A 25,380-nucleotide genomic window follows, 5' to 3' on the forward strand; every position below is an offset into this window, starting at 1 on the left:
TCCCGCCGCCCGTTGGCGTCCGCTTTACGCGCCACACCGACCCCAATAATGCCATTTATCTGTTTATCAGTTCTATGGTGCGAGATGTTCGGATTCTGGGTCGAGGGGGCGCACAACGCGCCGGGTCAGGGCGCGGGTTGGGATGGGCGATGAGTGGAATCAGCCGCCGCAGCGTGGCGCGGCTCGGCCTCGGTGCCGGGATCGGCATGGCCGCGGCCACGCTGGCCGGGTGCGGCGGCCAGGGCAGACGCGACGGGCACGAAGGTCCGGGCGCGGCGGCCCGGCTGATCGGGGACGGCTCGACGTCGTACACCGGTCCGCAGCCCCGCCAGCCGCCCGCGCCCACACCCCTCGAACCCGGCGAGACCCCGCCGCAGTTCGTGGTGTTCTCCTGGGACGGCGCCGGCGAACTGGGCACCGGCCTGTTCCCGCGCTTCCTGCGGCTCGCCCGGGACCACGACGCGCACATGACCTTCTTCCTCTCGGGGCTCTACCTGCTGCCCGAGGACAAGAAGCGGCTGTACCGGCCGCCGAACAACCCGGTCGGCGCCTCCGACATCGGCTACCTCACCGACGAGCACCTCAGGCAGACCCTGACGTACGTACGCCAGGCCTGGCTCGACGGCCACGAGATCGGCACGCACTTCAACGGCCACTTCTGCGCCGGCCCCGGTACGGTGGCCGACTGGACTCCGGAGCAATGGCGTTCGGAGATCGACCAGGCCCGGTCCTTCGTCAGGTGCTGGCGTACGCACACCGGATGGCACGACGAGCCGCCGCTCCCCTTCGACTACGACAAGGAGGTGGTGGGCGGCCGTACCCCCTGCCTGCTCGGGCAGGCGAACCTGCTGCCGGTGGCACGGGAGCTGGGCTGGCGCTACGACGCGTCCTCACCGGGCGGGCTGCAGCGCTGGCCGAGGAAACGGAAGGGCGTCTGGGACCTGCCGCTGCAGGGCATCCCCTTCCCCGGCCACACCTTCGAGGTGCTGTCGATGGACTACAACATGCTCGCGAACCAGTCCCGGAACGCGACGCGGGCGCCCTCGTACAACTACCCCTACTGGCGCGCCCAGGCGACCCAGTCGTACCTGGCGGGGTTCCAGCGGGCGTACGAGACCAACCGTGCGCCGCTGTTCATCGGCAACCACTTCGAGCAGTGGAACGGCGGCATCTACATGGACGCGGCCGAGGAGGCCCTCAAGCAGATCGCCGGCCGGGAGGGCGTCCGCCTGGTCTCCTTCCGGCAGTTCGTCGACTGGCTCGACGCCCAGGACCCCGCGGTGCTCGCGAAGCTGCGCGGCCTCCAGGTCGGCGAGAGGCCCGACGGCGGCTGGTCCGCGTTCCTGCGCCCCGTCGAGCGCTCCCGGGACACGGCAGCGTGACCGCCTCCCGTTGAGGCACGGGCCGGTGACCACGCTCAGGGACATCGGGCCGGGGAGTAACCGCCCGCGAGCAAGGCCACTTTTCTCCGATTGGCCTTTGCCGGACCGGGATTGGCCTTCCTAGCGTGACGGCATGGCAGCACACGGATCGACGGACGGCGAGCGCGGCGGAGGGGTCGTCGTCGGGGTGAGCGACTCGCTCGCCGGACTGGCCGCGCTGCGCCGGGGCATCGCGGAGGCCCGCCGTAGCGGCCGCACACTGGTGGCAGTCCGGGCCTGGGAACCCCCGGAGGGCGAGGCTGTGTACCGGCGCCGGCCCGAGCCGAGCTGGGCCCGGCTGTGGGCCGACGAGGCACGGCAACGGCTGGACCGGGCCTTCGAACTGGCGGTCGGCGGACCGCCGGCGGACCTGCGGATCGTGCGGCGAGTGGTGCGGGGGCCGACCGGGCAGGTGCTGTGCGCGATCGCGTCCCGCCCGGACGACCTCCTCGTCATCGGGGTGGCCCGGCCGCGAGGCCCGGTGTCCCGGCTGCTGCACCGCAGGCCGGTGCACCGGTACGTGCTGGCGCAGGCCGGGTCGGAGCTGCTGGTGGTGGCCGGGCCCCGGCTGCTCCGGCACGAGTCACGGATCATCCGGCGCGGCGAACTCGCGGAACGGCGCCGCCGCTCGCCCGCCGGATGCTGACCGGCCCCGGCGCGCAGGGGTCAGCCGGCGGTCCGGCGGTCGGCGCGGCGGGCGTACACCTCGATCTCGATCCTCATCCGGGGATCGGCCAGGCCGCACTCCAGCATGGTGGCGGCCGGCCGGATGTCGCCGAAGCAGCGCCGCAGCACCGGCCAGCAGGGCTCGAAGTCCGCGCGGTCGGGCAGCAGATAGCGCACCCGCACCACGTCGGCGAAGGTGCACTCCGCCTCGGCGAGCGCCGCCTCGATGTTGCGCAGGCACTGCTCGGCCTGTGCCACCACGTCGTCCTGGATCGTCATCGTCGTGTAGTCGAATCCGGTGGTCCCGGACACATGCACCCAGTCGCCGTCGACCACGGCACGGGCGTAACCGATCTGCTCCTCGAAGGTCGAGCCGCTGAGGATCGCACGTCGCTCTGTCATGCGCCGAACGCTAGGTGACCTGCCGTGATACGTCTAATACGGCCGACGGCATGGACTGATATCACAAAGGATATGGACCGTCTCGAACCTTCCCTGCCCCAGCTGCACGCGTTCGTCGTGCTCGCCGAGGAGTTGCACTTCGGCCGTGCCGCCACCCGCCTGGGCATCGCCCAGCCCCCGCTGAGCCAGCAGATCCGCCGGCTGGAGGAGAAGGTCGGTCATCCGCTGTTCGACCGCGGCCCGGGAGGCGTCGCGCTCACCCCGGCGGGCCGTGCCCTGCTGCCGGCCGCCCGGCAGGCGCTGTCGGGGCTCGCCGACGGGCTGGCCTCGGCGCGTGCCGCCGGCGGCGGCCGGGCCGGGCGGCTGCGGATCGGTTTCGCCGCCTCCCTGGCCCTCACCGTTGTGCCGGGCCTGCTGCGCGACTACCGGCAGCGGTTCCCGCAGGTGCTCCTCGACATCCAGGAGATGACGACGGCACCCCAACTGGACGCGCTGCGCGACCGGACGATCGACATCGGGCTGCTGCGCGAACCCCCGGCGGACCGGCCGGAGCTGGGGGTGCGGACCGTGCTCAGCGAGCCGTTCGTCGCCGTCCTGCCGGCCACGCACCCGCTGGCAGCACAACGGACGGTGCCCCTCGGCGAGTTGGCGGGAGAGCCGTTCGTCCTCCTGCCGCGCGCGGTGGGCCCGCTGCTGTACGACCGGATCACCGGCCTGTGCGAGGCTGCGGGCTTCACCCCCCGCACCGCACAGCACGCGGTGGAGTGGCAGACCGTGTGCGCCCTGGTGGAGACAGGGCTGGGGGTGTCCGTGGCCCCGGCGAGCATCCGGCGCATCCGGCTGCGCGGCGTCGCCTTCCGCCGGATCGAGCCGCGCTCGGCCCGCACCCGGGTGGCCGTCGCCTGGCGCGAGGGCGACGGCGACCCCCTGGTCGCGCGGTTCCTCGCGACGATGGATCAGCGCGGACCGGGCCCCTTCGCGCACCAGGTCACCGCTGCGCCCGTACCGGATGCCCGCTCATGATCGAGACCCGGTTGAACGCGTTGATGGTGACGGCCACCCAGATCACCGCCGCCGTCTGGTCCTCGGTGAGCACCTCCCGCGCCTGCGCGTAGGCCGCGTCCTGCCCACCGGTGTCCGCGGCGGCGGTGGTGGCCTCGGCGAGCGCCAGCGCGGCCCGTTCGGCGGGCGTGAACAGCTCGGTCTGCCGCCAGGCCGCGAGCACACCGAGACGTTCGGGGGTGTCGCCCGCCCGCAGCGCGGCGCGGGTGTGCACGTCCAGGCAGTAGGCGCAGCCGTTGATCTGCGAGACACGGAGGTTGACCAGCTCCACCAGGGTGCGATCGAGCCCGGCGTCGGCGGCGCTCGCCCGCACCGCCTCCGAGGTCTGCACCAGGGCGTGGTACGGCTTGGGGCTCTGCTTGTCGATGAAGATCCGCCGGGTGCTACCGGCCGGTGCGGGACTGGTCAACCCGGACTCCTCACGAGACGAATATTGTTGAATAAAACAACTATCATGGTCCGGGCCCGCGCGTGAACCGGGCCCTGCCCCGCTCGCCCGCGGCGGCCGGGCCTCCCGTAGCGTCCCTCCCGTGAGCACCCTCGACGATCTCGTCCGCCTCTGCCCGCCGCCGGTGGACCCACCGCCCTCCGTGGACTGGGCGGAGGCCGAACACGCCCTCGGTACGGCTCTGCCCGGTGACTACAAGCGACTGGTCGAACGGTACGGCGACGGACTCTTCGACGAGACGATTTGGCTGCTCGTCCCGGACTCCGCCTACGACGACTGCGACCTTCAGACGCAGGCAGCCGAACGGGCCGAGATCCTGGGCGAGTTGTGGGCAGCGGGCGAGGAACGGCCCGCCGAGCTGCTGGAGCCGGGCGCGCGGGTCCTGCCGTGGGCGTTCGAGGAGGGCACGGGGGCGTTCCTGTACTGGCTGGTGCGCCCCGGCCGGCGCCCCGACGCGTGGACGGTGCTCTACAACGAGGGCCGCGGCCCGCTGTGGGAACACCACGACACCGGATGCCTCGCGTTCCTGCTGGCGGTGCTCACGGGGACGGCGCGCACCGAATACTTCGGCCACCTCCACGAAGTGCTGCGGCCGGCGCGGCACCACTTCGCGACGGCCGACGAGACGCTGGGAGAGTCCGGCCCCTGACCCCGCCGACCGCCTGCCGGCCGACCACACCGGCGCTGCGACACGGACGACCGGGCGGTTTCAGCGGCTTCCGCTGGCGGCTTCCGCGATTCATCGGTGTACGGCATCCGCTCGGGGCCACCGACCGCGACCGCACGCCGGAAGCGGACGTCGGCGACGTCTCCGGGCCGGGCAGGAGACAGCCGCCCGGGCCCCGTGCATTGAGCCCGCCGACGCATCCATGGCAGGCTGACGGTCCGTGATCGATGACTTCGCGAAAGAGTACCTTCACGAGGAACTGCGGCAGATACGTGACGCGTTGGTCTGGAAACTGGAAGGACTCTCCGCCTACGACATGCGCCGTCCCCTGACCGCCACCGGGACCAACCTCCTGGGCCTGGTGAAACATCTGGCGTACTCCGACGCCAGGTACTTCGGCGAGGTCTTCGACCGGCCCTTTCCCGACACCGTGCCCCGCTGGGACGACGAGGCCGCGTGGACGGACGAACACTGGGTCACCGAGCACGAGACACGTGACGAGATCGTCGGTCTCTACCAGCGCGTGTGCGCGCACGCGGACGCGACGATCGAGGCGCTGGCCGTGGACGCGCCCGGCTTCGTGCCCTGGTGGCCGCGCCCGCGGGTGAAGCTCTTCAACGTCATGGTCCACTCGCTCAACGAGACCACTAGGCACGCCGGCCACGCCGACATCCTGCGCGAGCAGCTCGACGGCACGGTCGGGACAGCGCCGGACAGCGAGGCGTCGCACGGGCACGACGGCGCCTACTGGGAAACACGGTGCGCCCAGATCGAGCGGGCCGCCAGTGCGGCTGGTCGCCGCCGGCCAGGCTCACGGTGAACGTGTTGACCGCCTCCGGTGTCACGGCCTCGGCGCGGCGGAGCGCCCGGGGGACGGCGGTCCGCCTGCCCGCACATCGGCGCGAGACGTCCCGCCCCGCTGCGCCGGACGGGATGTGATCGACGTGCCGATCGGCTTCCTCACCTCCGTCGCCCTGATGGCGCTGTGCACGTTCGCCGCCCTCCGGCCCCCCATGCCTCGGCATTCGAGCCCGTCGAACCTGTGGTTCTGGCTCGGGCACCTCCTCAACGAGCAGCCGTTCCTCGGCCTGGCCCTGCTGGTCCTCGGCGCCTGTCCGACCCTGACGACTCGGGTCGGTGAGCCGGTGCGGTGGCTCGCGGTCGCACTGACCGCGGCCCCGGCCTGCGGCCTGGCCGCGCTCGCGGTCCGGACCCGCTCGGCGCGCGGCGTCCCGGAGACGGCTCTGGCGGCCGGACCCGGCGTCCGGGTACCCCATCACCGCCTGCCCCTGTTCCGGGTGCTGCTGCTGCCCTTGGTGTCATGGCGGCCCGGCGTCCGCCGGCTCCGCAACCGCCGGTACGGCGACGCCCGGACCCAGCGCCTCGACGTCTACGTCTCCCGCGGCCGGCCCCACCGGGCCCCCGTCCTGCTCTATCTGCACGGCGGGGGGTTCGTGATGGGCAGCAAGCTCCTCGGCGCACGGCCGTTGCTCTACCGCCTGGCCGGACGCGGCTGGGTCTGCGCGAGCGCGAACTACCGGCTGCGGACCGCCCACGCCGACTCGCTCGCGGACGCGCGACAGGCGCTCGCGTGGCTGCGCGACCACGCCGACGAACTCGGCGCGGATCCGTCACGTCTGGTCGTCGCCGGCGGATCGGCCGGGGCCCACCCGGCCGCGACCGTCGCCCTGACCGACGACTCGGCCTCGGGGGCGATCGGGCTGTACGGCTACTACGGGCCGACCGCCGCGGACGCGTCGGGCGCCCCGGCCACCCCGCACGCCTGTCTCCACGCCGATGCGCCACCGTTCCTGATCGTGCACGGCGCCCTGGACACCCTGGTACTGGTCGAGGACGCCCGCCGCTTCGCGGACGAACTCGCCGGCGCCTCCCGCGCACCGGTCGCCTTCGCCGAACTGCCCGGTACCCAGCACAACTTCGACTTCTTCCACTCGCTCCGCTTCCACGCGGTCGCCGACGCCGTCGAGGCCTTCGCCGGCTGGGCCACCCGCCGGTGATCCCGGGCCGTGTCCTGTCCCTGCGGCTGAGCGGCGGGGGACTGACGAGACCCGTCTTCCCGTGCGGCGACGACCGCCGCACGCGCCCTACGGAGTGGCCCAGGAAATCGAACACGTGATTGAATCCAGCCATGAGTCCGATTCCCGCCGATCTGGCCCAGGCACACGAGGAGTGGCACGCCGCCTACCGGCAGCTCGCCGTACGGCCGGGGACAGCTCCGCGGCGACGACTGATCCGTCTGTCGTCGCAGGTGCTGAGCCATCCGTACTGGCAGGGCCGGCAGTCGTCGGCCTGGGCGGCACTGCACGGTGCACGCCATGGCCGAGCTGCCTCCTGATCGGCCGCTGCCGCCCGACCCCCGCCGGCTTCGGGTCATCCTCGCGTACCTCGACGAGCAGATCGCCGAGAACGACACGCTCGCCACCTACCTCAGGATCCAGCGCGCCGCGGTACACGAGGCACTCACCCGCTCCGCGCAGGGGGCCGGGGAGCGGCCACCGGCGCACCGCACGAGCCGGACACCCGGGACAGGCCGGACGAGCCGGACGAAGGGCAGCCGCTCCGTGCCCGGATTCAGTCCGCAGGCCCCGGACACCGGCTACGTCGTGCAGCCCAAGCGGACCGCGCACGGTCCCGAGCCCGCCTTGGTCCACCTGGCCGGCTGCACCGCGATCGACGGCACGCCCCACCGGATCAGGGCCGACGAGGCGCGGGCCGCGCTCACCGACCCGACCGTCGAGCCGTGCGCCTGCTGCCGGCCCGACACCGAGCTGGGCGTCGACCTGGCGTAGCGGCCCCGGCCGAGCTGCCCGGCCGGGTGAGCGGACGTACCTTCGGCACATGGACCAGATGCCGCAGCGCATCGCCCCGTCGACGGACCGGACCGCCGCGGCGCGCGTCCTCGGCTGTCTGCCGGACGAGGTCGGTTACTGCCCGCGCTGCCAGGGGCTGACCCGGCGGTACGGCCGCGCCGCCCGGATCATCTGTCCCGCCTGCCGAGCGGCCGAGGCCGCCGGCGCCACCGGTTCCGCCGGCTGAGGGCGGCGGTCGCCCGCAGGCAGGGTCCCCCTCCCCCGTCATGGGGGGGTGTCAGGCCCCGGAGTGCGGGAGGTCACGGGAGCGGTGTTCCACCAGGACGCGATAGCCCACGTTGGTGTACAGGTTCATCGCCACCTCGTTGCCGCCCCACACGGTGAACATCAGCGAGGAGTCGCCGGCCGCGAGCACAGCCTGTTCGCCGGCCACCATCGCGGCCCGCCCGTAGCCCTTGCCCCGGTGCTGTTCCTGGACGTGCAGCGAGTAGCCGTACGTCGCTCCCGGCAGGTGCCCGTGGCGCAGCCAGCCGGTGCCGACGCGCTCGCCCGCCGCCTCGAACACCAGCAGCGTGGTGTCGGGCGTCGCCAGGCCCTCGGGGAGCAGCTCCGCGAAGTCCCGGTCGGACTTGCGTACGGCCTCCTCGTGGCTCAGGCTCCCCGAACGGACGATGTCGCCGACGTAGGACGCCTTCTCGGCGGCGGCCCACTCGGGGTACTCGGCCTCCGCCATCGGGCGTGCGGTGAAGCCGTCGAGCTGCCGCGACGGGGAACCGAGGCGCTTCACCCGCAGCTGGCCGCGGACGCGGTACGCGTCGAACAGGTCGGCGGCGGGTGCGGTGAGCCGGACGTCCAGCCGGCGGGCACCGTGCCGCGCGCACCACCCCTCGGCCCAGCTCCGAGCGGCCTGCTCATGCCCCCGGCCGCGGTGACGCGCGTCGACGTACAGGTCCCTGATCTCGCCGGCGAGCGTGCCGCCGCGGTCGGCCACCGCCACGGCGACGTGACCCACTCGGGTCCCGGCGTCCGTGATCTCGGCGACGGCGCAGTCACCGGCCTTGGCGCCCGTGTCCTCCAGCATGCGCTCGGCCGCGGCCGCGGTGAGCCCGGCGGACGTGTACGAGGCGCGGAGCCGCCGCGCGAAGTCCTCCTGCCACAGGGAACGTTGCGCGCGGTCACCGAGGATGTTGAATTCTGTCACTTGAGCACATTAACCACGCCTCCGTGAGTCTGTGTGGTCAATTTTGGTGTCCGCACGGTGGTTGCGGTTGCCCATGAAGGCGAACGTCCACCGCGCTCCTGGCCCGTCAGCGTTCTCACACTGGTCGCCGGCGCCGCCCTGGGCGCGGCCACCGTCCGCCTGGCCGGCCCCGGTGCGCGTTGAGCGTGGTCACCGCACTCGCCCTCGCCGTCACCCTCACCTGCGCACGGCGCCGCTGCCGATGCGTCCCGGCTCGGCTGGACAACCACCGTGCCTCTGGCGGAAGTTGAGACCTCGTACCGGAAACGGGGAGAGCCCGCCGCTCACCGCCTGCCCCTGGCGAGCACCGGACCGGTCCCTTGGCGTTGTCCAAACTGCGTCTCTTCGCGCGGCCGGAGAGCGTGTGCGCCTCCTGGCCCGTTCGCCGCAGTGCCTGGTACTGCGGCGGCCGCATCCCGTGCGCCGCGTCCCGGCGGGGCGCTCCCCCGTCCGCCGTAGGCGTGCGCCACCCCACGGCCCCCGCCGGGTCGGAACGGCGCCGACCCGCGTCCGGAACCTCGACGTCCGTGCCCCCGTGCCCTCTTGCGCGCCCACCCCCACGACGAACTGATGGATCGTCAGATAATCGCACGGTGGCAGACGGCGGCGCACAGGGTGCCGTGAACTGTGCGCGCCTTGTGAGCACCCGGGCGTCGCTGACGTACTGCCTACAGCCCGCCGGGACGACCGGCGGGCGGGAACCGCAGTGGAGAGGAAGGTCCTATGACCGCACGACCGGTACGGCCCCGCCGCACCGCGCCCCTACGGCTCCTGCCGACGCTCCGCACCGCCCTGACCCTCGGCAGCGTCGGCATCGTCCTGCCGCTCCTCGCGCCGACCGCGGCGCACGCGGCCTCCGGCACCACATGGGACCGGGTCGCCGGCTGCGAGAGCGGCGGCGACTGGCGGACCAACACCGGCAACGGCTACTACGGCGGGCTGCAGTTCAACCAGCCGACCTGGGCTGCGTACGGCGGGACCGCGTACGCGCCGCGAGCCGATCTGGCGAGCCGGTCGGAGCAGATCACCGTGGCGGAAGCGGTGCTCGCCCGGCAGGGGCCGGAGGCGTGGCCGGTCTGCTCGGTGCGGGCGCGCCTCACGCGGAACGGCGGGGGCAGCGAGCCGCTCGCCGTCCGGACCGGACAGCGGGGCGCCGCCCGCGCCGAACGCCGCACCACCGCCCCGCACGACGCGACCGGGCCCGGCTCCCACACCGGGACCCGCCCGCGCCCCGGCGCGTCCTACACCGTGCGCGACGGCGACACCCTGTCCGGCGTCGCGCAGTGGGCCGCCGTCCCCGGCGGCTGGCGGCGGCTGTACGAGACCAACCGCGGCGTCGTCGGCCCGGACCCGGACGTGATCCGGCCGGGCCAGCGGCTCACCCTGCCCTCCGCCGGCTAGCGCCTGCCGCGGGTCCGGCCCGTCGAGGCGCCTTCGCCGGCCACCGCCGGGCCGGCTCTGCCGGCGGAGACCGCCGTAGCGTCGGGCGAGGCGCCGCGCACCTCGCCCGGCTGGGCCGGCCGGGGTGTCCGGCGTCGTCTGGAAGCCGGCTCGGCCGTGCTCGCCGTGGGTGCGGTGAGGGCAGGACGTCGCAACAAAGGAAAACGGCCCCGCGCGGCAGTGCGCCGCGCGGGGCCGGGGTCAGGCCGGGTCGCGGCCCGGCAACGACGTCAGACCACGGCGTCGGCGAACATGAAGGCGGCCACGGCCAGCAGCACGACGGCGAAGATCCGCCGCAGGGTCGCGCCCCTCACTCTCGCCCCCAGTCGCCTGCCGTCCCAGGCCCCGAGGATCGCGGCACCGGCGAAGGGGCCGACGACCGCCCAGTCGAGGTGGTCCATGGTGCCGCCGCGCAGGCCGAGCGCCGCCAGGGAGTTGACGGTGATCACCAGCAGGCTGGTGCCCACCGCCTCCCGCATGCGCAGGCCGAGGACGCCCACGAGCGCCGGAACGGCGAGGAAGCCGCCGCCGACCCCGAGGACACCGGTGACCGTGCCCAGTCCGGCACCGGCCGCGGCCGCACGCCCGGGCCTGACCTCGTGTACGGCGCCCTGCGCCGCTCCGGGCCGCAGCATGCGCACCGCCGCGGCGGCCGCGACCAGCGCGAAGCCCGCCGACAGGGCGGCCGCCGGGAGGTGCGCGGCGAGCGCGGAGCCCAGCATCGCCGGGCCGATGCCCGCCGCCGCGAAGAGCAGGCCCATCGCCCAGCGGACATGGCCGTCCCGGGCGTGCGCGGTCAGTGCGGTGACCGAGGTGAGGGCCACGATCACCAGTCCGGCGGTGGTGGCCGCCACCGGGGTGAAGCCCAGCAGGTAGATCAGTGCGGGAACGGTCAGGACGCTGCCCCCGCCGCCGAGCGCGCCCAGGGACAGCCCGATCACGGCACCGGCCACCAGGGCGAGGATCAGCGCACTCACGCGACCGTACCGCGCAGGCCACGCGCGTCCACCACAGGAAGGCCGGCCCGCGCCCACTCCCGCATGCCGCCGATGACGTCGACCGCCTCGGCGCCGTGCCTGTGCAGCAGTTCGGCGGCGCGCCGGGAGCGGTGGCCCGAGCGGCAGATGACGACCAGGCGGCGCCCCTGGGCCCCGGCGGGCAGGGGCGTGCCCTCGTAGAGGGCGGTGAGGGAGAGGTGCACGGCCCCGGGCGCGTGACCGGCGCTCCATTCGTCCGGCTCGCGGACGTCGAGCAGGACGCATGGGCCGTCGTCGGCGGGCGCCGCGGCCCGCACGGTGTGGCCGGTGCGTTCGGCCGCTTCCGCCACGGTGATCCGGGCTATGCCGGAAGGTGATGTCTCCATGGGCTCTCCTCGCCTCTCGTGCGGATCGGGACGTCGGGCGGATTCAGGCGGTGCGCACGGCGAGTCCGGCCGTTCCCGCCGCGGCGAAGGAGTCGTCCACCGCGACGACGGCACGGCCCACCGCATCCAGCAGCGAGGCGGCGATGGCGGCGCGCGCACCGGCCGCGCAGTGCACCCACACCTCGCCCGGCGGCACCTCGTCGAGGCGGCGGTGCAGGGTGTGCAGCGGGATGTGGACCGAGCCCTCGACGAATCCGTCGGCGGCCCGCTCGGAGGCACGCCGCACGTCCAGGACGACCATGTGCTCGGCCGGGTGCCGAGCGGCGAGCTCCGCGAAGCCGGCGCGGCGGAAGGAGGCCAGGGGCGCGCCGTCGGTGGTCCAGGCGGACGGTTCGCCGGTGGCCGCGGCGGCCGGGCGGTCGATGCCGACGCGCACCAGCTCGCGCTGCGCGCGGGCCAGTTGGGCGGCCGACTCGGCCAGCAGCGTCACCGGCCTGCCCCAGGGGATCAACCAGGCCAGATATGTGGCGAGTTGGCCGTCGGCCTCGAAGTTGTAGGTGCCGGCGACATGCCCTTCGGCGAACGCGATCCGGTTGCGCAGGTCGACCACCCACTCCCCGGCGGCGAGCCGTGCCGCGATCTGCTCGGCGTCGGCGACGGCGGGCGCGGTGAGGTCGACGGGTGCCGGGCCGGCCGAGTTGGCCGGCCCCATGTGCGCGTAGTACGCGGGGACGTCGTCGAGCCCCGCGAGCATGCGGGCGATGAAGGTGTCGACGTCCTGGGTCAGCGCGTCGTTGGACGCCTTCTCCTTGCCGATGGTGGTCGTGTCGCCCTCGGCCCGGCCGGCGGAGCAGAAGCTGCCGAATCCGTGCGTGGGCAGCACGGTCGCGTCGTCGGGCAGTTCGGCGGCGAGGCGGTGCGCGGACGCGTGCTGGGCCCGGGCCAGGCGCTCGGTCAGGCGGGGCTCGACCAGGTCGGTGCGGCCGACGGTGCCGATCAGCAGCGAGCCTCCGGTGAACACCGCGACCGCCGTGCCCCGCTCCTCCAGGACGTAGGCGGTGTGGTGCGGGGTGTGCCCGGGTGTCGCGAGGGCCCGCAGCGTGAGGTCGGCGTCGAGGTCCGTGCGGTCGCCGTCGTGCACGGGTGTGCGCGCGAAGGACACGGCGGCCCCGGCGGGCACGAGGTAGGCGGCGCCGGTGAGCCGGGCCAGTTCCAGGCCGCCGGTGACGTAGTCGTTGTGGATGTGGGTCTCGACGACATGGGAGATCCGTACGCCTCTGCGTGCCGCGGCCGCGAGTACCCGGTCGGCGTCGCGCGGCGGGTCGACGGCCACGGCCGTGCGCGCACCGCCCGCCAGATAGCCGCGGTTGCCGAGGCCGGTCACCTCGATCGTGTCGACGAAGAACATCTCAGACACTCCCTCCACTCGGACACACCGGATCGAGCCGCCGTGCGCCGCGGGCCGGGCGCGTGAACCGGGATCCCGCCGGATCGAGGCGGTAGCCGGCCCGGGCGTCGAACTGCGCCAGGACGCTGAACCGGTCGCCGCGGATGAGCGTGGTGCGCCACTCGACGGTGCGGCCGTGCGCGCGGCCGAGCCGCTGGATGGAGAACGCGGCCACCCCCTCCGGAAGGCCGAGCAGCCGCCGCTCGGCGGGGGTCGGCGTGACCGCGTGGATGCGTTCCTCCCCGCCGACCAGGCGGATGCCGCAGCGCTCGGCGAGTTCGTCGTACAGGGCCGTGTGGCTGAAGTCGGCGTCGAGGAGCGGGCGGGCGTCCGAGGCCGGCAGCCACACCTTGTCGTGGGCCAGCGGCTCCCCGCCGGCGAGGCGGATGCGTTCCAGGTACAGCAGGGGCGTGGACTCCTCCATGCCGAGCCGCACGGCCACGTGCGCGTCGGCGCGGATGTCGAGCGTGCGCACGATGCTGCGCTGTTCGAGCCCGGCCGCCTCGACGGAGGCGAACAGGCTGTACAGGGCGCCGACGGGCTGCTCTATGACGGCCTCGCCCAGGGGGCGCTGGCGCCGTCCGCGCGCCGCGGTGACCAGTCCCTCCTCCCGCAGTTCGCGCAACGCCGCGCGAATGGTGTGCCGGCTGACGCCGTAGCGCGCGGCCAGTTCGTTCTCACCGGGGAAGGAGTCGCCGAACTCACCCTCGGCCAGGCGGCCTCTGAGGTCGTCGCGCACGTGCCGCCACAGCGGAGTCCTGCCCTCGCCCATGATCCCTGCCTTGTGTACGTACATTTACATAGCTAATGTGCGTACATTAGCGAACACGGACGCGAGGGGGAAGGCGGACATGACCATCGACGCTCACCACAGGGTCCTGATCGTGGGTGCGGGGAGCGCGGGCGTCAGTGTCGCGGCGCGGCTGCTGCGCGCCGGCGTCCGCGACGTCGGGATCGTCGAACCGTCGGCCACGCACTACTACCAGCCGCTGTGGACGCTGGTCGGCGGCGGCCGGGCCGGCGCCCGGTCGAGCGCACGGCCCCAGCGCTCGGTCCTGCCGAAGGGGGTCCGCTGGATCCGCGACCACGTGGCGAGCGTGGACCCCGGGGAGCGGACGGTCGCCACCGCCGGCGGCAGGACCGTCGGCTACGACAGGCTCGTCGTCTGCCCCGGCATCCAGCTGGACTGGGACCTAGTTCCCGGCATGGCCGAGGCCGTCGCCGCGCCGCACACCTCCAGCAACTACTCCTACGAACTGGCGCCGAAGACCTGGGAGTTGATCCGCTCCATGCGCTCGGGCACGGCCGTCTTCACCATGCCGGCGGGCCCGATCAAGTGCGGCGGGGCGCCGCAGAAGATCGCTTACCTCGCGGCCGACCACTGGCGCGAGCGGGGCGTGCTGCGGGACATACGGGTGGTGCTCGTGCTGCCGACGCCGGGCATGTTCGGGGTTCCGGTGTTCGCCGCGGAACTGGAGCGGGTCGCGGCGCGCTACGGCATCGAGGTACGCACGAACAGCGAACTGGTCGAGGTGGACCCGGACGGCCGGGACGCCGTCGTCGTCGACCACGCCTCGGGTGCCGAGGACACCCTGCGCTTCGACATGATGCACGTCGTCCCGCCCCAGTCGGCGCCCGACTGGCTCAAGGCGACCGCGCTGGCCGGCCCGGCCGACCCCGCGGGCTACGTGGACGTCGACAGGCACACCCTGCGCCATGTGCGCCACCCGGAGATCTTCGCCCTCGGCGACGCCGGCTCCACCCCCAACTCCAAGACGGGGGCCGCGATCCGCAAACAGGCACCGGTGGTCGCGCGCAACATCGCCGCGAGCCTGGCGGGCGCCGGGCCGCTGCCCGCGTCGTACGACGGGTACTCCTCCTGTCCCATCACCACGTCGCGGCACCGCATGCTGCTGGCCGAGTTCGACTACACCCTGCGACCCCGCCCCACCTTCCCGCTCATCGACACCACCCATGAGCGCCGGGACATGTGGTACCTCAAGCGGTACGGACTGCCGTTCCTCTACTGGAACCTCATGCTGCGCGGTCTCGCCTGACAGCCGGGGGAGGGTGAGAGGGGGCGGGGCGGCCGGATTCGAACCGACGTCCTCCGAGATGCTGTCGCGGCGCACTACCTCTGTGCTACGACCCCGCCTTGGCGGTGATCATGTACCCGGGCGGACGAGTTCGTCCGTGACCCAGCGGGCGACGCCGGCCGGGTACGGCGCCGGGAGGCCGAGGACGATGTGCCGGAAGCCGGCGTCCAGCGCCTCGGCGATCGCGTCGCGGGTGGTCTCGGGCCGGTCGTAGGAGACGGCCAGGTGGATGGAGCGGGTGATCGTGGCGGGGTCGCGGCCGATCTCGGCGCAGTAGCGGTCCAGCAGGGCGCTGCGGCGGGCCGCGTCGGCGATGTCCCCGCCGGGGATGTTCCAGGCGTCCGCGTGCTCGGCCGCGACCCGCAGGGTCGCGGCGGAGCGGCCGCCGACGAGGATCGGCGGGTGGGGGCGCTGCACCGGTTTGGGGTTGGCGAAGGCTCCGGTGAGCCGGTGGTGGGTGCCGTGGAAGTCGAAGGGCTCGGGCTCCGTCCACAGGCGGCGGATCAGCGCGCAGGACTCGGCGAGGCTGTCGACGGCGGCCGCGGTGTCCTGGAAGGGCAGGCCGTGGGCCGGGTACTCGCGCCGGGCCTCGGGCGGGTGCGGCCGTGAGCCGACGCCGATGCCGAGGTCGAGCCGTCCGCCGGAGACCACGTCCACCGTCGTGGCGATCTTGGCGAGCAGTGCGGGCGGCCGGAAGCGGTTGCTGGTCACCAGCAGGCCGAGGCGCAGCCGGCGCGTCTGCGCGGCCAGGGCAGCGAGCAGCGTCCAGCCTTCGAGGACCGGCCCGTCCGGGTCGCCGGCGATCGGCATGAGGTGGTCGAACAGCCAGGCGTGTTCGATCTCGGGGATCGCGTCCGCCTCGCGCCAGACGCGCAGGACGTCGTCGTACGTGACCTGCATCGGCGCGGTCATGATCCCGAAACGGGGTCGGGACGTGGGTGCCATGGGGTGCCTCTTCGGTCGTCGGCCGGTCAGCGGCGCCGGCGCAGGGCCGGGTCGAGCAGCGCGGGCGGGGTGTCGAACTTCTCGTGCGGGGCGAGGTCGACGCCGGGGGTGACGATCGCGTCGACGGCGTCGAGCACGTCGTCGGTCAACACGGTGTCGGCGGCGGCGAGTTGGGAGCGCAGGTGGTCCAGGGTGCGCGGGCCGAGGAGTGCGCTGGTCACGCCGGGATGCGCGGTCACGAAGCCGAGCGCGAGCTGGATCAGCGTCAGACCCGCCTCGTCGGCCACCTTCGCCAGTTTCTCCACGGCGTCGAGCCTGGCCCGGTTGGCGGGAAGGGCGGTGTCGAAGCGCTGCGGCATGAACCTCGCGCGGTGGGTGGTGATGTCCCGGCCCGCCCGGACAGCACCCGACAGCCAGCCCGAGGCCAGCGGGCTCCACACCAGCACGCCGAGCCCGTACTCCTCGGCCACCGGCAGCACATCGGCTTCGATGCCGCGCTGCAGGAGGGAATAGCTGGGCTGTTCGGTGACGTAGCGGCCCAGGTGGTGTGCGCGGGCGGCCCATTGGGCCTGCACGATGCGGTACGCGGGGAAGGTCGAGGAGCCGAAGTAGCGGATCTTCCCGGCGCGTTGGAGGTCGGTCAGGGCCGACAGCGTCTCCTCGTCGCTGCTCCTGGGGTCCCAGCGGTGGATCTGGTAGAGGTCGACGTGGTCGACGCCGAGCCGGCGCAGGCTGTTGTCCAGCTCCGTCACCAGCCAGCGGCGCGAACCGCCCTGGTGATTGCGCTCGTCGCCCATCGGCATGGCCGCCTTCGTGGCGAGCACGATGTCGTCGCGGCGTCCGGCGACGGCCTTGCCGACCATCTCCTCCGACTCGCCCGCGCCGTACATGTCGGCGGTGTCGATGACGTTGATCCCGGCGTCGAGGGCGGCATCCACGAGGGCGGTGGCCTCGTCCTGCGTGGTGCGCCCGATCGCGCCGAAGTTCATCGCGCCGAGCGCGAGGGTGCTGACCTGGACGCCGGTGCGGCCCAGGGTGCGGTACTGCATGACCGTTCTCCTCAATACGGGAGGGCGCGGGGCGGCGGGCACGCCTTGGCTGTCGGCCGCCGCTCTGCCACCATGAGTAAGCGGAACCATGTTCCGGTAAGGACGATACGGAACATGGTTCCGTTTAGCAAGGCGTGCGGCGCCCGGGCAGGCATGCGGAAGCACCGCATGCCCTGGCGCGGCACGCGGTGGAAGGAGCGGTGCGGTGAAGGACAGCGGCGAGCGCAGGGAGACTCAGCGCAGGGACGCCCGGCGCAACAAGGAGACGTTGCTCGACGCGGCGGCGGAGGTGTTCGTGGAATCGGGGGTGGAGGCGCCGGTGCGTGACATCGCGGCCAGGGCGGGGGTCGGGCTCGGGACGATCTACCGCCACTTCCCGACCCGCGCCGACCTCATCGTCGCCGTCTACCGGCACCAGGTCGAGAGCCTCGCCGCGGCCGGTCCCGAGCTACTGGCCGCCTGGCCGAGTCCGCACGTGGCGCTCGCCCGCTGGATCGACCTGTTCGTGGACTTCCTGGTGACCAAGCACGGCCTCGCCGCCGTGCTCCAGTCCGACGACACCGGCTTCGCGGCCCTGCACACCTACTTCCTCGACCGGCTCGTGCCCGTCTGCACCGAACTGCTCGACGCGGCGGCCGCGGCCGGCGAGATCCGCCCGGACCTGACGGCCTACGCACTCATGCGCGGCGTCGGCAACCTCTGCATCGGCGCGGAGAGCGACACCCGCTACGACGCCCGGCGGCTGGTCGGGCTGCTGGTCGCGGGCCTGCGCGCCGACGCCGCGCGTCAGGCGTAGTGCCGGTACACGGCCTGCGCCACGCACACCGGCTTGGCGTTGCCCTCGGCCTCCACGGTGAACGTCAGCCGCATCTGGACGCCGTCGCCGGCGACCTCGGCCACCGACTCGACGACACCGTGCAGCCGGATCTTCGCGCCGACCGGCACGGGAGCGGGGAAACGGACCTTCTCCAGGCCGTAGTTGACGCTCATCGAGACGCCGGTGATGCGCAGCAGGTCGCCGAAGAGCGGGATGATCAGCGAGAGGGTGAGATAGCCGTGGGCGATGGTGCCGCCGAAGGGCCCCTCCTTCGCCCGCTGCGGGTCGGTGTGGATCCACTGGTGGTCGCCGGTGGCGTCGGCGAAGGTGTCGACGCGCTCCTGGGTGATCTCCAGCCAGTCGGTGCGGCCGAGGTCTCGGCCGGACAGGGCGAGGAGTTCCGCGAGGCCGTGGGCTTCGATGGGCATGGGGTACCGCCTTTCCTGCGGGACGGGTGGTCCTGGGTCGTGAGGGGCTAGGGGCGGGCGTAGGAGGCGCGTACGGCGGCCTTGACGATCTTTCCCGAGGCCGTACGGGGCAGGCTGTCGGCGAAGGTCAGCGTGCGCGGGATCTTGTACTTGGCCAGCAGGGTCCGGACGTGGGCGAGGATCTCGTCGGCGTCGGCACGGGCCCCGGGCTCCAGGACGAGGACCGCGTGCCCGACCTCGCCCCAGACCTCGTGCGGCACGCCGATCACGGCGCACTCCCGGACGGCGGGATGGGTCAGCAGAGCGGCCTCGACCTCGGCCGGGTACACGTTCTCGCCGCCCGAGACGAACATGTCCTTGACCCGGTCGACGATGTACGCATAGCCGTCGTCGTCCGTCCGCGCGACGTCACCGGTGCGCAGCCAGCCGTCGTCGGTGAGCGCGGCCGCGGTGTCCTCGGGCTGGTTCCAGTAACCGGCCATGACGTTCGGGCCGTTGACGACGATCTCCCCCGGCTCCCCCGGCGCCGCCGCACGGCCGTCGGGGAGCACCACGCGCACGTCGGTGAAGAAGTGCGGCACTCCCGCGGAGCCCGCCTTCGCCGAGGTCTGCTCCCGGTCCAGGAAGAGCACGCCGGGGGACGCCTCGGTCATCCCGTAGCCCTGGCTGAAGGCCAGCCCGCGGGCGAGATACGTGTCGATGGTGCGGGCGGGCACCGGCGCGCCGCCACAGGTCAGGGTGCGCAGGCTGGACAGGTCCGTCGTCTGCCACCGGGGGCGCGCGGCGAGGGCGTCGTACATCGTGGGCACCCCGAACATGTACGTCACGCGCCGGCGCTCGATGACCTCCAGCACCCGCTCGGCGTCGAAGGCGCCGAGCAGGACCACGCGGCCGCCCTTGAGGAGCGTGGGCAGGCAGGTCATGTTGAGGGCGGCGGTGTGGAACAGCGGGGCGGCGACCAGGGTGACCTCGTCACCGGCCAGGTCGCTGTCGACGAGGACGTTGACGCTGTTCCAGGTGATGTTGGCGTGGGTCAGGACGGCGCCCTTGGGCCGGCCCGTGGTCCCGGAGGTGTACATGATCATGCAGGGGTCGTCCGGGGTCACGGGCTCGTCCAGCGGGCCGGTCGTGGCGCCGGCGAGCAGGTCGTCGTAGCCGAGGCAGCCGGGCCCGGCCGGGCCGAGGGCGACGCGGTGGCGCACCCCGGTACCCGCGGCCGCGGCGGCGGCCGAGTCGCCGTGCTCGGGACCGTGGATCAGCACGGTGCTCCCGGAGTCGGCCAGGTTGTACGCCAACTCGGCAGGTGTGAGGCGGGAGTTGAGGGGCACGAAGACGGCGCCGAGCGCGCCGGCCGCGAACAGGGACTCCAGCAGGGCGGGGTGGTTGGGGCCCAGGTAGGCGACGCGGTCGCCGCGTGCGATCCCCAGGTCGCGCAGGGCGTGGGCCAGGCGCAGGACCCGCTGGTGCAGCGTCCGGTAGCTGGTCTCGTCGTCCTCGTGGACGACGGCGATCCGGTCCGGGGTCTTGCGGGCCCGGCGCGCGGGCCAGGAGCCGATGCCTTGGTTCAACACGGCGTCTCCCTCAGTCCTTGACCAGGCCGAGCAGGCGGGTGGCGTTCTCCTTGAGGATCCTGGGCCGTACCTCGGGTTTGATGTCGAGGGCGGCGAAGTCGGCGAGCCAGCGGTCGGGCGTGATGACCGGGTAGTCGGAGCCGAAGAGCACCTTGTCCTTCAGCAGGGTGTTGGCATAGCGCACCAGTTGCGGCGGGAAGTACTTCGGCGACCAGCCCGACAGGTCGATGTGGACGTGGGGTTTGTGGGTGGCGACGGCCAGGGCCTCGTCCTGCCAGGGGAACGACGGGTGCGCGAGGATGATGCGCAGTTCGGGGAAGTCCACGGCCACGTCGTCGATCAGCATGGGGTGGGAGTACTTCAGCCGGATGCCGCCGCCACCGGGGACGCCGGCGCCGATGCCGGTCTGGCCGGTGTGGAACAGCGCGGGGACGCCGAGTTCCTCGATGGCCTCGTACAGGGGGTAGGCCATGCGGTCGTCGGGCGCGAAGCCCTGCAGGCTGGGGTGGAACTTGAAGCCCCGCACCCCGTACTCCGTCACCAGGCGCCGCGCCTGCCGTACGCCGGCCCGGCCCTTGTGCGGGTCGACGCTCGCGAACGGGATGAGGACGTCGGCGTGGGCGGCGCAGCTCTCGGCGACCTCCTCGTTGGCGATGCGGGGGTGGCCGGTGGCGTGCTCGGCGTCGACGGTGAACACCACGGCTGCCATGCGGCGTTCACGGTAGTAGGCGGCCATCTCGTCGATGGTGGGCTGCCGGTGGCCGTGCGCCTTGAAGTAGTCGGCGGAGGCGCCGAGGAGTTCGGGGCTCAGCGAGGTGTGCCCGTCCCTGGCGACCTCGGCGTGGGTGTGGACGTCGATGGCGGTCAGCGCGCCGACGTCGATCGCCGGCGCTGCCCTGTCGGCCATGTCATGCCTCCGGTGCCTGGGGAGCGGGGATGCCGTACGTCTCGGGCTCGGCGCCGACGCCGGTGTGCCACCGCTCGGCGATGGCGTCGGCGCTCCAGCCGCCCGCGGCGAACGCGACGGCCTTCTCCTTCGGGTGTGCCCACAGGGCGAGCCGGTCGCCGCCGATGCCGATGGCCTGTCCGGTGATGTCCTTGGCGGCGTCCGAGGCGAGGAAGGTGATCAGGCCCGCGACGTCCTCGACGGTGCCGAGTCCCTCGTCGCGCCGCAGCCAGTCGGGCAGGGGGGCGCCGGTGCGTTCGGACTCCGCGATGAGCGGCGCGAAGACGGGGATCGTCTTGGTCATCTCGGTGGCCGCGACCGGGACGACGGCGTTGACGGTGATACCGGCCCTGGCCAGTTCCATGGCCCAGGTCCGTGCCATGGCCACGATCCCGGCCTTGGCGGCGGCGTAGTTGGTCTGGCCGAAGTTGCCGCGCTGCCCGGCGGGCGAGGAGATGAGCACGATACGGCCGCCGGTGCCCTGCTCGCGCATCCGTACGGCGGCGGCACGGGCGCAGGTGAAGGTGCCGCGCAGGTGCACCTTGACGACGGCGTCGAAGTCGTCGTCCGTCATCTTCCACAGCACCCGGTCCCGGAGGATGCCCGCGTTGGTGACCAGGACGTCGAGCCGCCCGAACTCCGTCACGGCGGCCGAGACCAGCCGGTCGGCGGCCTCACTGTCCCCCACGGCGGCCACGACGCCGACCGCGCTGCCGCCGGCCGCGCGGATGCCGTCCACCGCCGCGTCGACCGCGTCGGCGTCGACGTCGTTGACCACGACACGGGCTCCGGCCGCGGCGAGGGCGCGGGCGTACGCCAGGCCGAGCCCGCGGCCGCTGCCGGTGACGACGGCGGCCTTTGCGTGCAGATCCATGAGTGCACCTCTTTCCGGGTCCAGATCGACAGGAATCCTGTCGGTTGCGCCAGTGTTCTCTTCCGACAGGAATCCTGTCAATGGCTTAGGCTGACCGCATGACACGACGGACGGAGCCCGCGACGGCGGGGCGCACGGGGGACGCGGATGCCTCGGAGGCGGGCCCGTCCCTGCTCTACCTGCTCAAACGCACCGAACTCGTGGTGCGCGCCCGGCTGGAGGAACTGCTCAGGCCGGCCGGCATCACGGCCCTGCAGTACACCGCCCTCACGGTGCTGGAACGCCACGACGGCATCTCCGCCGCCCAGTTGGCCCGGGACTCCTTCGTCACGGCCCAGTCCATGGCCGACATGGTCCGCGCCCTGGAGGCCCGCGACCTGATCCGCCGCGAGCCGAACCCGCACAACCGCCGCGAGAAGGTCATCCTCCTGACCGACGCGGGCCGCCGCCTCCTGGCCGACCACGCCGAACCGGCCCGCCTGCTCGAACAGCGCATGGTGCGGGACCTGACCCCGGACGAGGTCACCGGTTTCCGGAACGCGTTGAAGACCGCGCACCGCTCGTTGTCGTGACCGGTCCCTCCTGCGCGTTTCCCCGCGCCCGCGCCCGGAACGCCGCCGGCGTCTCACCGGTACGCCGCCGGAAGAAGCGGGTGAACACGGTCGCGTCGGGAAAGCCGAGGCGGTCGCCGACGGCGGTGGCGGACAGGTCGGTGTGCCACAGCAGCCGCCGCGCCTCCAGCAGTACCCGGTCGTCGATGAAGGCCTTGGCTCCGCTGCCGACGGCCGAGCGGGTGGCCCGGGTCAGGGTGCGGACGCTGTAGCCGAGGGCGTGCGCGTAGTCCTCCACACGGTGGGTGCGGGCGTAGTCGCGCTCGACGGCGCGCTGGAAGCGCCGGAACGCCTCGCTGCCGCTCCCCGCCGACTCCGAGCGCCCCCGCGCGTGGGACAGCCGGAGCACCAGCACCGACAGCAGGTGCCGTACGACGTCGATCTGGACCTCCAGCGGCAGCTCGGCCAGCCGCCGGTACTCGTCGCACAGCAGCCGCAGCACGGCGTCCAGCGCGGTCGCGTCCGCGTCCGCCGGGGTCAGCGGGCCACGCCAGACGGGCTGGTCGACGCGCGCCGCCTCGATCGTGGCGGGGGCGAGGAAGCCGGGGGTGAACAGCACCACGACCCCGTCGGCGGCGGCGAGGTCGGAGTCGTACTGATGGACCTGGCCGGGCCGTACCCACAGCCAGTCGCCCGCGGCCATCTCGCACGCGCCGAAGTCGAGCGAGCAGCGCAGGCTGCCGCCGCGCAGGGCGATCAGCTCGTGGAAGGCGGGGCGCTTGGCCGCGTAGGGGTCGAGGCCGTGGCCGTGGGCGCGGCGGGGCAGCGCGGACAGGTCGAACACCTCGGCGCCGGGCGGGGCGCCGGCGGCGGCGCGGTAGGGGGCGGGGGTGATACCGGTCCGGTCGGTCGGGCGTGGCTGTCCGTTTTTGTCCATGATCTGTCCTCAGCGTACGCCCGCGGTCTGGTGCGCCGCGCTTAGCGTCGATGGGGCGGTGACCGAAAGAGTGGTGTGCCGCTCGGGGACGAACGGAAGGAGACCGGTCCGGTGCGACTGATCGTGGGGATGACGGGAGCGACGGGTGCCGTGTTCGGCGTCCGGCTGCTGCAGCAGCTGGCCGCGCTGCCGGAGGTGGAGACCCATCTGGTGCTCAGCCGCTGGGCGCGGGCCACGATCGAGCTGGAGACCGGGCTGGCCGTCAGCGACGTCACGGCGCTGGCCGATGTCGCGTACGCGCCGCAGGACCAGGGTGCGGCGATCTCGTCGGGCTCGTTCCGGACGGACGGCATGGTCGTGGTGCCCTGCTCGATGAAGACCCTGGCCGGCATCCGCGCGGGTTACGCCGACGGGCTGGTCGGCCGGGCCGCGGACGTGGTGCTCAAGGAGCGCCGACAGCTGGTGCTGGTGCCGCGTGAGACACCGCTGAGTGAGATCCATCTGGAGAACATGCTCGAACTCTCCCGCAAGGGCGTGCGGTTGGTGCCCCCGATGCCGGCGTTCTACAACCACCCCCGCTCGGTGGACGACATCGTCGACCACGTCGTCACGCGCGTCCTCGACCAGTTCGACCTGCCCGCCGCCGCGGCGAAGCGGTGGGAGGGCATGCGAGCCGCCCGCGCCCTGCGCGCCACCGGCTGAGCCCCGCGCCACCCGCCATCCACAGGAAAGGACCTCCCCCATGCCCTACGACGACCTGCGCGGCTTCCTCGACGCGCTCGAGGCGCAGGGGCAACTGCTCCGCGTCACCGACGAAGTGCTGCCGGAGCCCGACATCGCCGCCGCGGCGAACGCCGCTCCCCGTCTCGGCGGTGCGGCCCCGGCGCTGTTCTTCGACAACGTGAGGGGCTTCACGAACGCGCGGATCGCCATGAACGTGCACGGCTCGTGGGCCAACCACGCCCTCGCGCTCGGTCTGCCCAGGCAGACCGGCGCCAAGGAGCAGGTCGCGGAGTTCGCCCGCCGCTGGGAGGCGTTCCCGGTCGAGCCCGAGTGGCGCGAGGACCCGCCGTGGGCGCGGAACACCCTGGAGGGCGAGGACGCCGATGTGTTCCGGGTGCTGCCGCTGATCCGGCTCAACGACGGGGACGGCGGTTTCTACCTCGACAAGGCCGCGGTCGTCTCCAAGGACCCGGACGACCCCGGGCACAGCGGCAAGCAGAACCTCGGCGTCTACCGCATCGAGGTCAAGGGCCCGCGCCGGCTCGCCATCCAGCCGGTACCGATGCACGACATCGCGCTGCACCTGCGCACGGCCGAGGAGCGCGGCGAGGACCTGCCCGTCGCGATCACGCTCGGCAACGACCCGGTGATCACCATCGCCGCGTCCACCCCGATGAAGTACGAGGAGAACGAGTACGACCTCGCCGGCGCCCTGCGCCAGGCGCCCGCACCGATCGCGAAGGCACCGCTGACCGGTCTGCCCGTGCCCTGGGGCAGCGAGGTGGTGATCGAGGGCGTCATCGAGGGCCGCACCCGGGAGATCGAGGGGCCGTTCGGCGAGTTCACGGGCCACTACTCGGGCGGCCGGAGCATGCCGGTCATCCGTGTCGACCGTATCTCGTACCGCACCGATCCGGTCTTCGAGCACCTCTACCTCGGAATGCCGTGGACCGAGTGCGACTACCTGATCGCCGCGAACACGGCGGTCCCCCTCTTCAAGCAACTGAAGGCGGACTTCCCGGAGGTGCGGGCCGTCAACGCCTCCTACACGCACGGGCTGGTCGTCATCGTCTCGACGAAGAAGCGCTACGGCGGCTTCGCCAAGGCGGTGGGACTGCGGGTGCTGACCACACCGCACGGGCTCGGCTACGCGACCACGGTCATCGTGGTGGACGAGGACGTCGACCCGTTCGACCTGCCGCAGGTGATGTGGGCGCTGTCGACCAAGATGAATCCCGCCGACGACCTGATCACCATCCCCAACCTGCCGGTCGTGGAACTCGCGCCCCAGGCCCGCACCCCCGGCATCGTGGACAAGCTGGTCATCGACGCGACGACGCCCGTCGCACCGGATCGCCGCGGCACCTACGGCACCCCGGTACGGGACCTGCCGGAGACCGCCGAATGGCTCACCCGCCTCCGGGCCCTCGCCGCCCGCCGCTGACCGAAGCCCGCA

At 73.1% G+C, this 25,380-nt stretch carries 29 protein-coding genes and 1 tRNA gene; 15 read left to right on the forward strand and 15 right to left on the reverse strand.

What is annotated here, in order from left to right; translation table 11 throughout:
- Positions 1-149 precede the first annotated feature (149 nt).
- Positions 150-1,382 (forward strand): polysaccharide deacetylase family protein, encoded by a 1,233-nt coding sequence (locus ACZ60X_RS16240; protein ID WP_469598614.1) that lies wholly within the window; start codon positions 150-152, stop codon positions 1,380-1,382.
- Positions 1,383-1,515: 133 nt separating this feature from the next.
- Complete coding sequence (locus ACZ60X_RS16245; protein WP_469598616.1) at positions 1,516-2,067, forward strand: universal stress protein; 552 nt, start codon at positions 1,516-1,518, stop codon at positions 2,065-2,067.
- Positions 2,068-2,087: 20 nt separating this feature from the next.
- Here the strand turns inward: ACZ60X_RS16245 and ACZ60X_RS16250 are convergent, their stop codons facing one another.
- On the reverse strand, positions 2,088-2,489 hold the full coding sequence (locus ACZ60X_RS16250; RefSeq protein WP_469598618.1) for a RidA family protein: 402 nt from the start codon (positions 2,487-2,489) through the stop codon (positions 2,088-2,090).
- 72 nt (positions 2,490-2,561) lie between these two features.
- Here ACZ60X_RS16250 and ACZ60X_RS16255 point away from each other — a divergent pair, with 72 nt between their 5' ends.
- A complete protein-coding gene (locus tag ACZ60X_RS16255; RefSeq protein ID WP_469598620.1) occupies positions 2,562-3,512 on the forward strand; it encodes a LysR family transcriptional regulator in 951 nt (316 codons plus the stop codon).
- Here the strand turns inward: ACZ60X_RS16255 and ACZ60X_RS16260 are convergent.
- Complete coding sequence (locus ACZ60X_RS16260; RefSeq protein WP_469598622.1) at positions 3,478-3,960, reverse strand: carboxymuconolactone decarboxylase family protein; 483 nt, start codon at positions 3,958-3,960, stop codon at positions 3,478-3,480. The genes ACZ60X_RS16255 and ACZ60X_RS16260 overlap by 35 nt on opposite strands.
- A 121-nt stretch (positions 3,961-4,081) precedes the next feature.
- Here ACZ60X_RS16260 and ACZ60X_RS16265 point away from each other — a divergent pair, with 121 nt between their 5' ends.
- From ACZ60X_RS16265 to ACZ60X_RS16290, 6 genes are all read left to right on the forward strand, one after another.
- Positions 4,082-4,648, forward strand: coding sequence for an SMI1/KNR4 family protein (locus tag ACZ60X_RS16265; RefSeq protein WP_469598625.1), 567 nt, complete (start codon positions 4,082-4,084; stop codon positions 4,646-4,648).
- A 238-nt stretch (positions 4,649-4,886) separates the two neighbouring features.
- On the forward strand, positions 4,887-5,486 hold the full coding sequence (locus tag ACZ60X_RS16270; RefSeq protein ID WP_469598627.1) for a DinB family protein: 600 nt from the start codon (positions 4,887-4,889) through the stop codon (positions 5,484-5,486).
- A 115-nt stretch (positions 5,487-5,601) separates the two neighbouring features.
- Positions 5,602-6,684: an alpha/beta hydrolase gene (locus ACZ60X_RS16275; RefSeq protein ID WP_469598629.1), complete on the forward strand. Its 1,083-nt coding sequence runs from the start codon at positions 5,602-5,604 to the stop codon at positions 6,682-6,684.
- A gap of 131 nt (positions 6,685-6,815) precedes the next feature.
- Positions 6,816-7,022 (forward strand): hypothetical protein, encoded by a 207-nt coding sequence (locus ACZ60X_RS16280; protein WP_469598631.1) that lies wholly within the window; start codon positions 6,816-6,818, stop codon positions 7,020-7,022.
- The gene (locus tag ACZ60X_RS16285; protein WP_469598634.1) at positions 7,003-7,476 is read left to right on the forward strand and encodes a DUF6233 domain-containing protein; all 474 of its coding nucleotides are present in this window, start codon (positions 7,003-7,005) and stop codon (positions 7,474-7,476) included. Before ACZ60X_RS16280 ends, ACZ60X_RS16285 begins: the two co-directional genes overlap by 20 nt.
- A 49-nt stretch (positions 7,477-7,525) precedes the next feature.
- Positions 7,526-7,723, forward strand: a complete 198-nt coding sequence (locus ACZ60X_RS16290; protein ID WP_469598636.1) for a hypothetical protein — start codon at positions 7,526-7,528, stop codon at positions 7,721-7,723.
- A 51-nt stretch (positions 7,724-7,774) separates the two neighbouring features.
- Here the strand turns inward: ACZ60X_RS16290 and ACZ60X_RS16295 are convergent, their stop codons facing one another.
- Complete coding sequence (locus ACZ60X_RS16295) at positions 7,775-8,698, reverse strand: GNAT family N-acetyltransferase (RefSeq protein ID WP_469598638.1); 924 nt, start codon at positions 8,696-8,698, stop codon at positions 7,775-7,777.
- A 762-nt stretch (positions 8,699-9,460) separates the two neighbouring features.
- Here ACZ60X_RS16295 and ACZ60X_RS16300 point away from each other — a divergent pair.
- A complete protein-coding gene (locus ACZ60X_RS16300) occupies positions 9,461-10,138 on the forward strand; it encodes a transglycosylase family protein (RefSeq protein ID WP_469598640.1) in 678 nt (225 codons plus the stop codon).
- 269 nt (positions 10,139-10,407) lie between these two features.
- Here ACZ60X_RS16300 and ACZ60X_RS16305 read toward each other — a convergent pair whose 3' ends face one another.
- The 4 genes from ACZ60X_RS16305 to ACZ60X_RS16320 are packed head-to-tail and all read right to left on the reverse strand — an operon-like array spanning position 10,408 to position 13,783.
- Positions 10,408-11,154 carry a sulfite exporter TauE/SafE family protein gene (locus ACZ60X_RS16305; RefSeq protein WP_469598643.1) on the reverse strand — a complete coding sequence of 249 codons (747 nt, stop codon included), beginning with the start codon at positions 11,152-11,154 and terminating at the stop codon, positions 10,408-10,410.
- Positions 11,151-11,540 carry a rhodanese-like domain-containing protein gene (locus tag ACZ60X_RS16310; RefSeq protein WP_469598645.1) on the reverse strand — a complete coding sequence of 130 codons (390 nt, stop codon included), beginning with the start codon at positions 11,538-11,540 and terminating at the stop codon, positions 11,151-11,153. Before ACZ60X_RS16310 ends, ACZ60X_RS16305 begins: the two co-directional genes overlap by 4 nt.
- A gap of 43 nt (positions 11,541-11,583) precedes the next feature.
- Positions 11,584-12,948: an MBL fold metallo-hydrolase gene (locus ACZ60X_RS16315; protein ID WP_469598647.1), complete on the reverse strand. Its 1,365-nt coding sequence runs from the start codon at positions 12,946-12,948 to the stop codon at positions 11,584-11,586.
- Between the two features lies 1 nt (position 12,949).
- On the reverse strand, positions 12,950-13,783 hold the full coding sequence (locus tag ACZ60X_RS16320; RefSeq protein WP_469598649.1) for a GntR family transcriptional regulator: 834 nt from the start codon (positions 13,781-13,783) through the stop codon (positions 12,950-12,952).
- A 55-nt stretch (positions 13,784-13,838) separates the two neighbouring features.
- On the opposite strand from ACZ60X_RS16320, the gene ACZ60X_RS16325 reads away from it, so the two are divergent.
- Entirely contained in the window at positions 13,839-15,044 is a 1,206-nt protein-coding gene (locus ACZ60X_RS16325) for an NAD(P)/FAD-dependent oxidoreductase (RefSeq protein WP_469598652.1), read from the forward strand.
- Between the two features lie 22 nt (positions 15,045-15,066).
- Here ACZ60X_RS16325 and ACZ60X_RS16330 read toward each other — a convergent pair.
- The 3 genes from ACZ60X_RS16330 to ACZ60X_RS16340 all read right to left on the reverse strand — a co-directional run bounded on the left by ACZ60X_RS16330 (position 15,067) and on the right by ACZ60X_RS16340 (position 17,077).
- A tRNA-Leu gene (locus tag ACZ60X_RS16330) sits at positions 15,067-15,141 on the reverse strand.
- A gap of 11 nt (positions 15,142-15,152) precedes the next feature.
- On the reverse strand, positions 15,153-16,028 hold the full coding sequence (locus tag ACZ60X_RS16335) for an LLM class flavin-dependent oxidoreductase (protein ID WP_469598654.1): 876 nt from the start codon (positions 16,026-16,028) through the stop codon (positions 15,153-15,155).
- 26 nt (positions 16,029-16,054) lie between these two features.
- A complete protein-coding gene (locus ACZ60X_RS16340) occupies positions 16,055-17,077 on the reverse strand; it encodes an aldo/keto reductase (RefSeq protein ID WP_469598656.1) in 1,023 nt (340 codons plus the stop codon).
- Positions 17,078-17,282: 205 nt separating this feature from the next.
- On the opposite strand from ACZ60X_RS16340, the gene ACZ60X_RS16345 reads away from it, so the two are divergent.
- Complete coding sequence (locus tag ACZ60X_RS16345) at positions 17,283-17,873, forward strand: TetR/AcrR family transcriptional regulator (protein ID WP_469598658.1); 591 nt, start codon at positions 17,283-17,285, stop codon at positions 17,871-17,873.
- On the opposite strand, the gene ACZ60X_RS16350 is transcribed toward ACZ60X_RS16345, so the two are convergent.
- The 4 genes from ACZ60X_RS16350 to ACZ60X_RS16365 are packed head-to-tail and all read right to left on the reverse strand — an operon-like array spanning position 17,864 to position 21,713.
- A complete protein-coding gene (locus ACZ60X_RS16350) occupies positions 17,864-18,322 on the reverse strand; it encodes a MaoC family dehydratase (RefSeq protein WP_469598660.1) in 459 nt (152 codons plus the stop codon). The two genes, ACZ60X_RS16345 and ACZ60X_RS16350, sit on opposite strands and share 10 nt — an antisense overlap.
- 47 nt (positions 18,323-18,369) lie before the next feature.
- Positions 18,370-19,893, reverse strand: coding sequence for an acyl-CoA synthetase (locus ACZ60X_RS16355; RefSeq protein ID WP_469598663.1), 1,524 nt, complete (start codon positions 19,891-19,893; stop codon positions 18,370-18,372).
- Between the two features lie 10 nt (positions 19,894-19,903).
- Positions 19,904-20,800: an amidohydrolase family protein gene (locus ACZ60X_RS16360; RefSeq protein ID WP_469598665.1), complete on the reverse strand. Its 897-nt coding sequence runs from the start codon at positions 20,798-20,800 to the stop codon at positions 19,904-19,906.
- Position 20,801: 1 nt separating this feature from the next.
- Positions 20,802-21,713: an SDR family oxidoreductase gene (locus tag ACZ60X_RS16365; RefSeq protein ID WP_469598667.1), complete on the reverse strand. Its 912-nt coding sequence runs from the start codon at positions 21,711-21,713 to the stop codon at positions 20,802-20,804.
- Positions 21,714-21,811: 98 nt separating this feature from the next.
- Here ACZ60X_RS16365 and ACZ60X_RS16370 point away from each other — a divergent pair, with 98 nt between their 5' ends.
- Positions 21,812-22,285: a MarR family winged helix-turn-helix transcriptional regulator gene (locus ACZ60X_RS16370; RefSeq protein ID WP_469598669.1), complete on the forward strand. Its 474-nt coding sequence runs from the start codon at positions 21,812-21,814 to the stop codon at positions 22,283-22,285.
- Here ACZ60X_RS16370 and ACZ60X_RS16375 read toward each other — a convergent pair.
- Complete coding sequence (locus ACZ60X_RS16375; RefSeq protein ID WP_469598671.1) at positions 22,236-23,201, reverse strand: helix-turn-helix domain-containing protein; 966 nt, start codon at positions 23,199-23,201, stop codon at positions 22,236-22,238. The genes ACZ60X_RS16370 and ACZ60X_RS16375 overlap by 50 nt on opposite strands.
- Positions 23,202-23,312: 111 nt before the next feature.
- On the opposite strand from ACZ60X_RS16375, the gene ACZ60X_RS16380 reads away from it, so the two are divergent.
- Together ACZ60X_RS16380 and ACZ60X_RS16385 are read left to right on the forward strand one after the other, a co-directional pair.
- Positions 23,313-23,903 carry a non-oxidative hydroxyarylic acid decarboxylases subunit B gene (locus ACZ60X_RS16380; protein ID WP_469598673.1) on the forward strand — a complete coding sequence of 197 codons (591 nt, stop codon included), beginning with the start codon at positions 23,313-23,315 and terminating at the stop codon, positions 23,901-23,903.
- 40 nt (positions 23,904-23,943) lie between these two features.
- Entirely contained in the window at positions 23,944-25,368 is a 1,425-nt protein-coding gene (locus ACZ60X_RS16385) for a non-oxidative hydroxyarylic acid decarboxylases subunit C (protein WP_469598675.1), read from the forward strand.
- The last annotated feature ends 12 nt before the right edge of the window (positions 25,369-25,380 follow it).

The sequence above is a fragment of the Streptomyces sp. NPDC104106 genome (genome assembly GCF_055584345.1).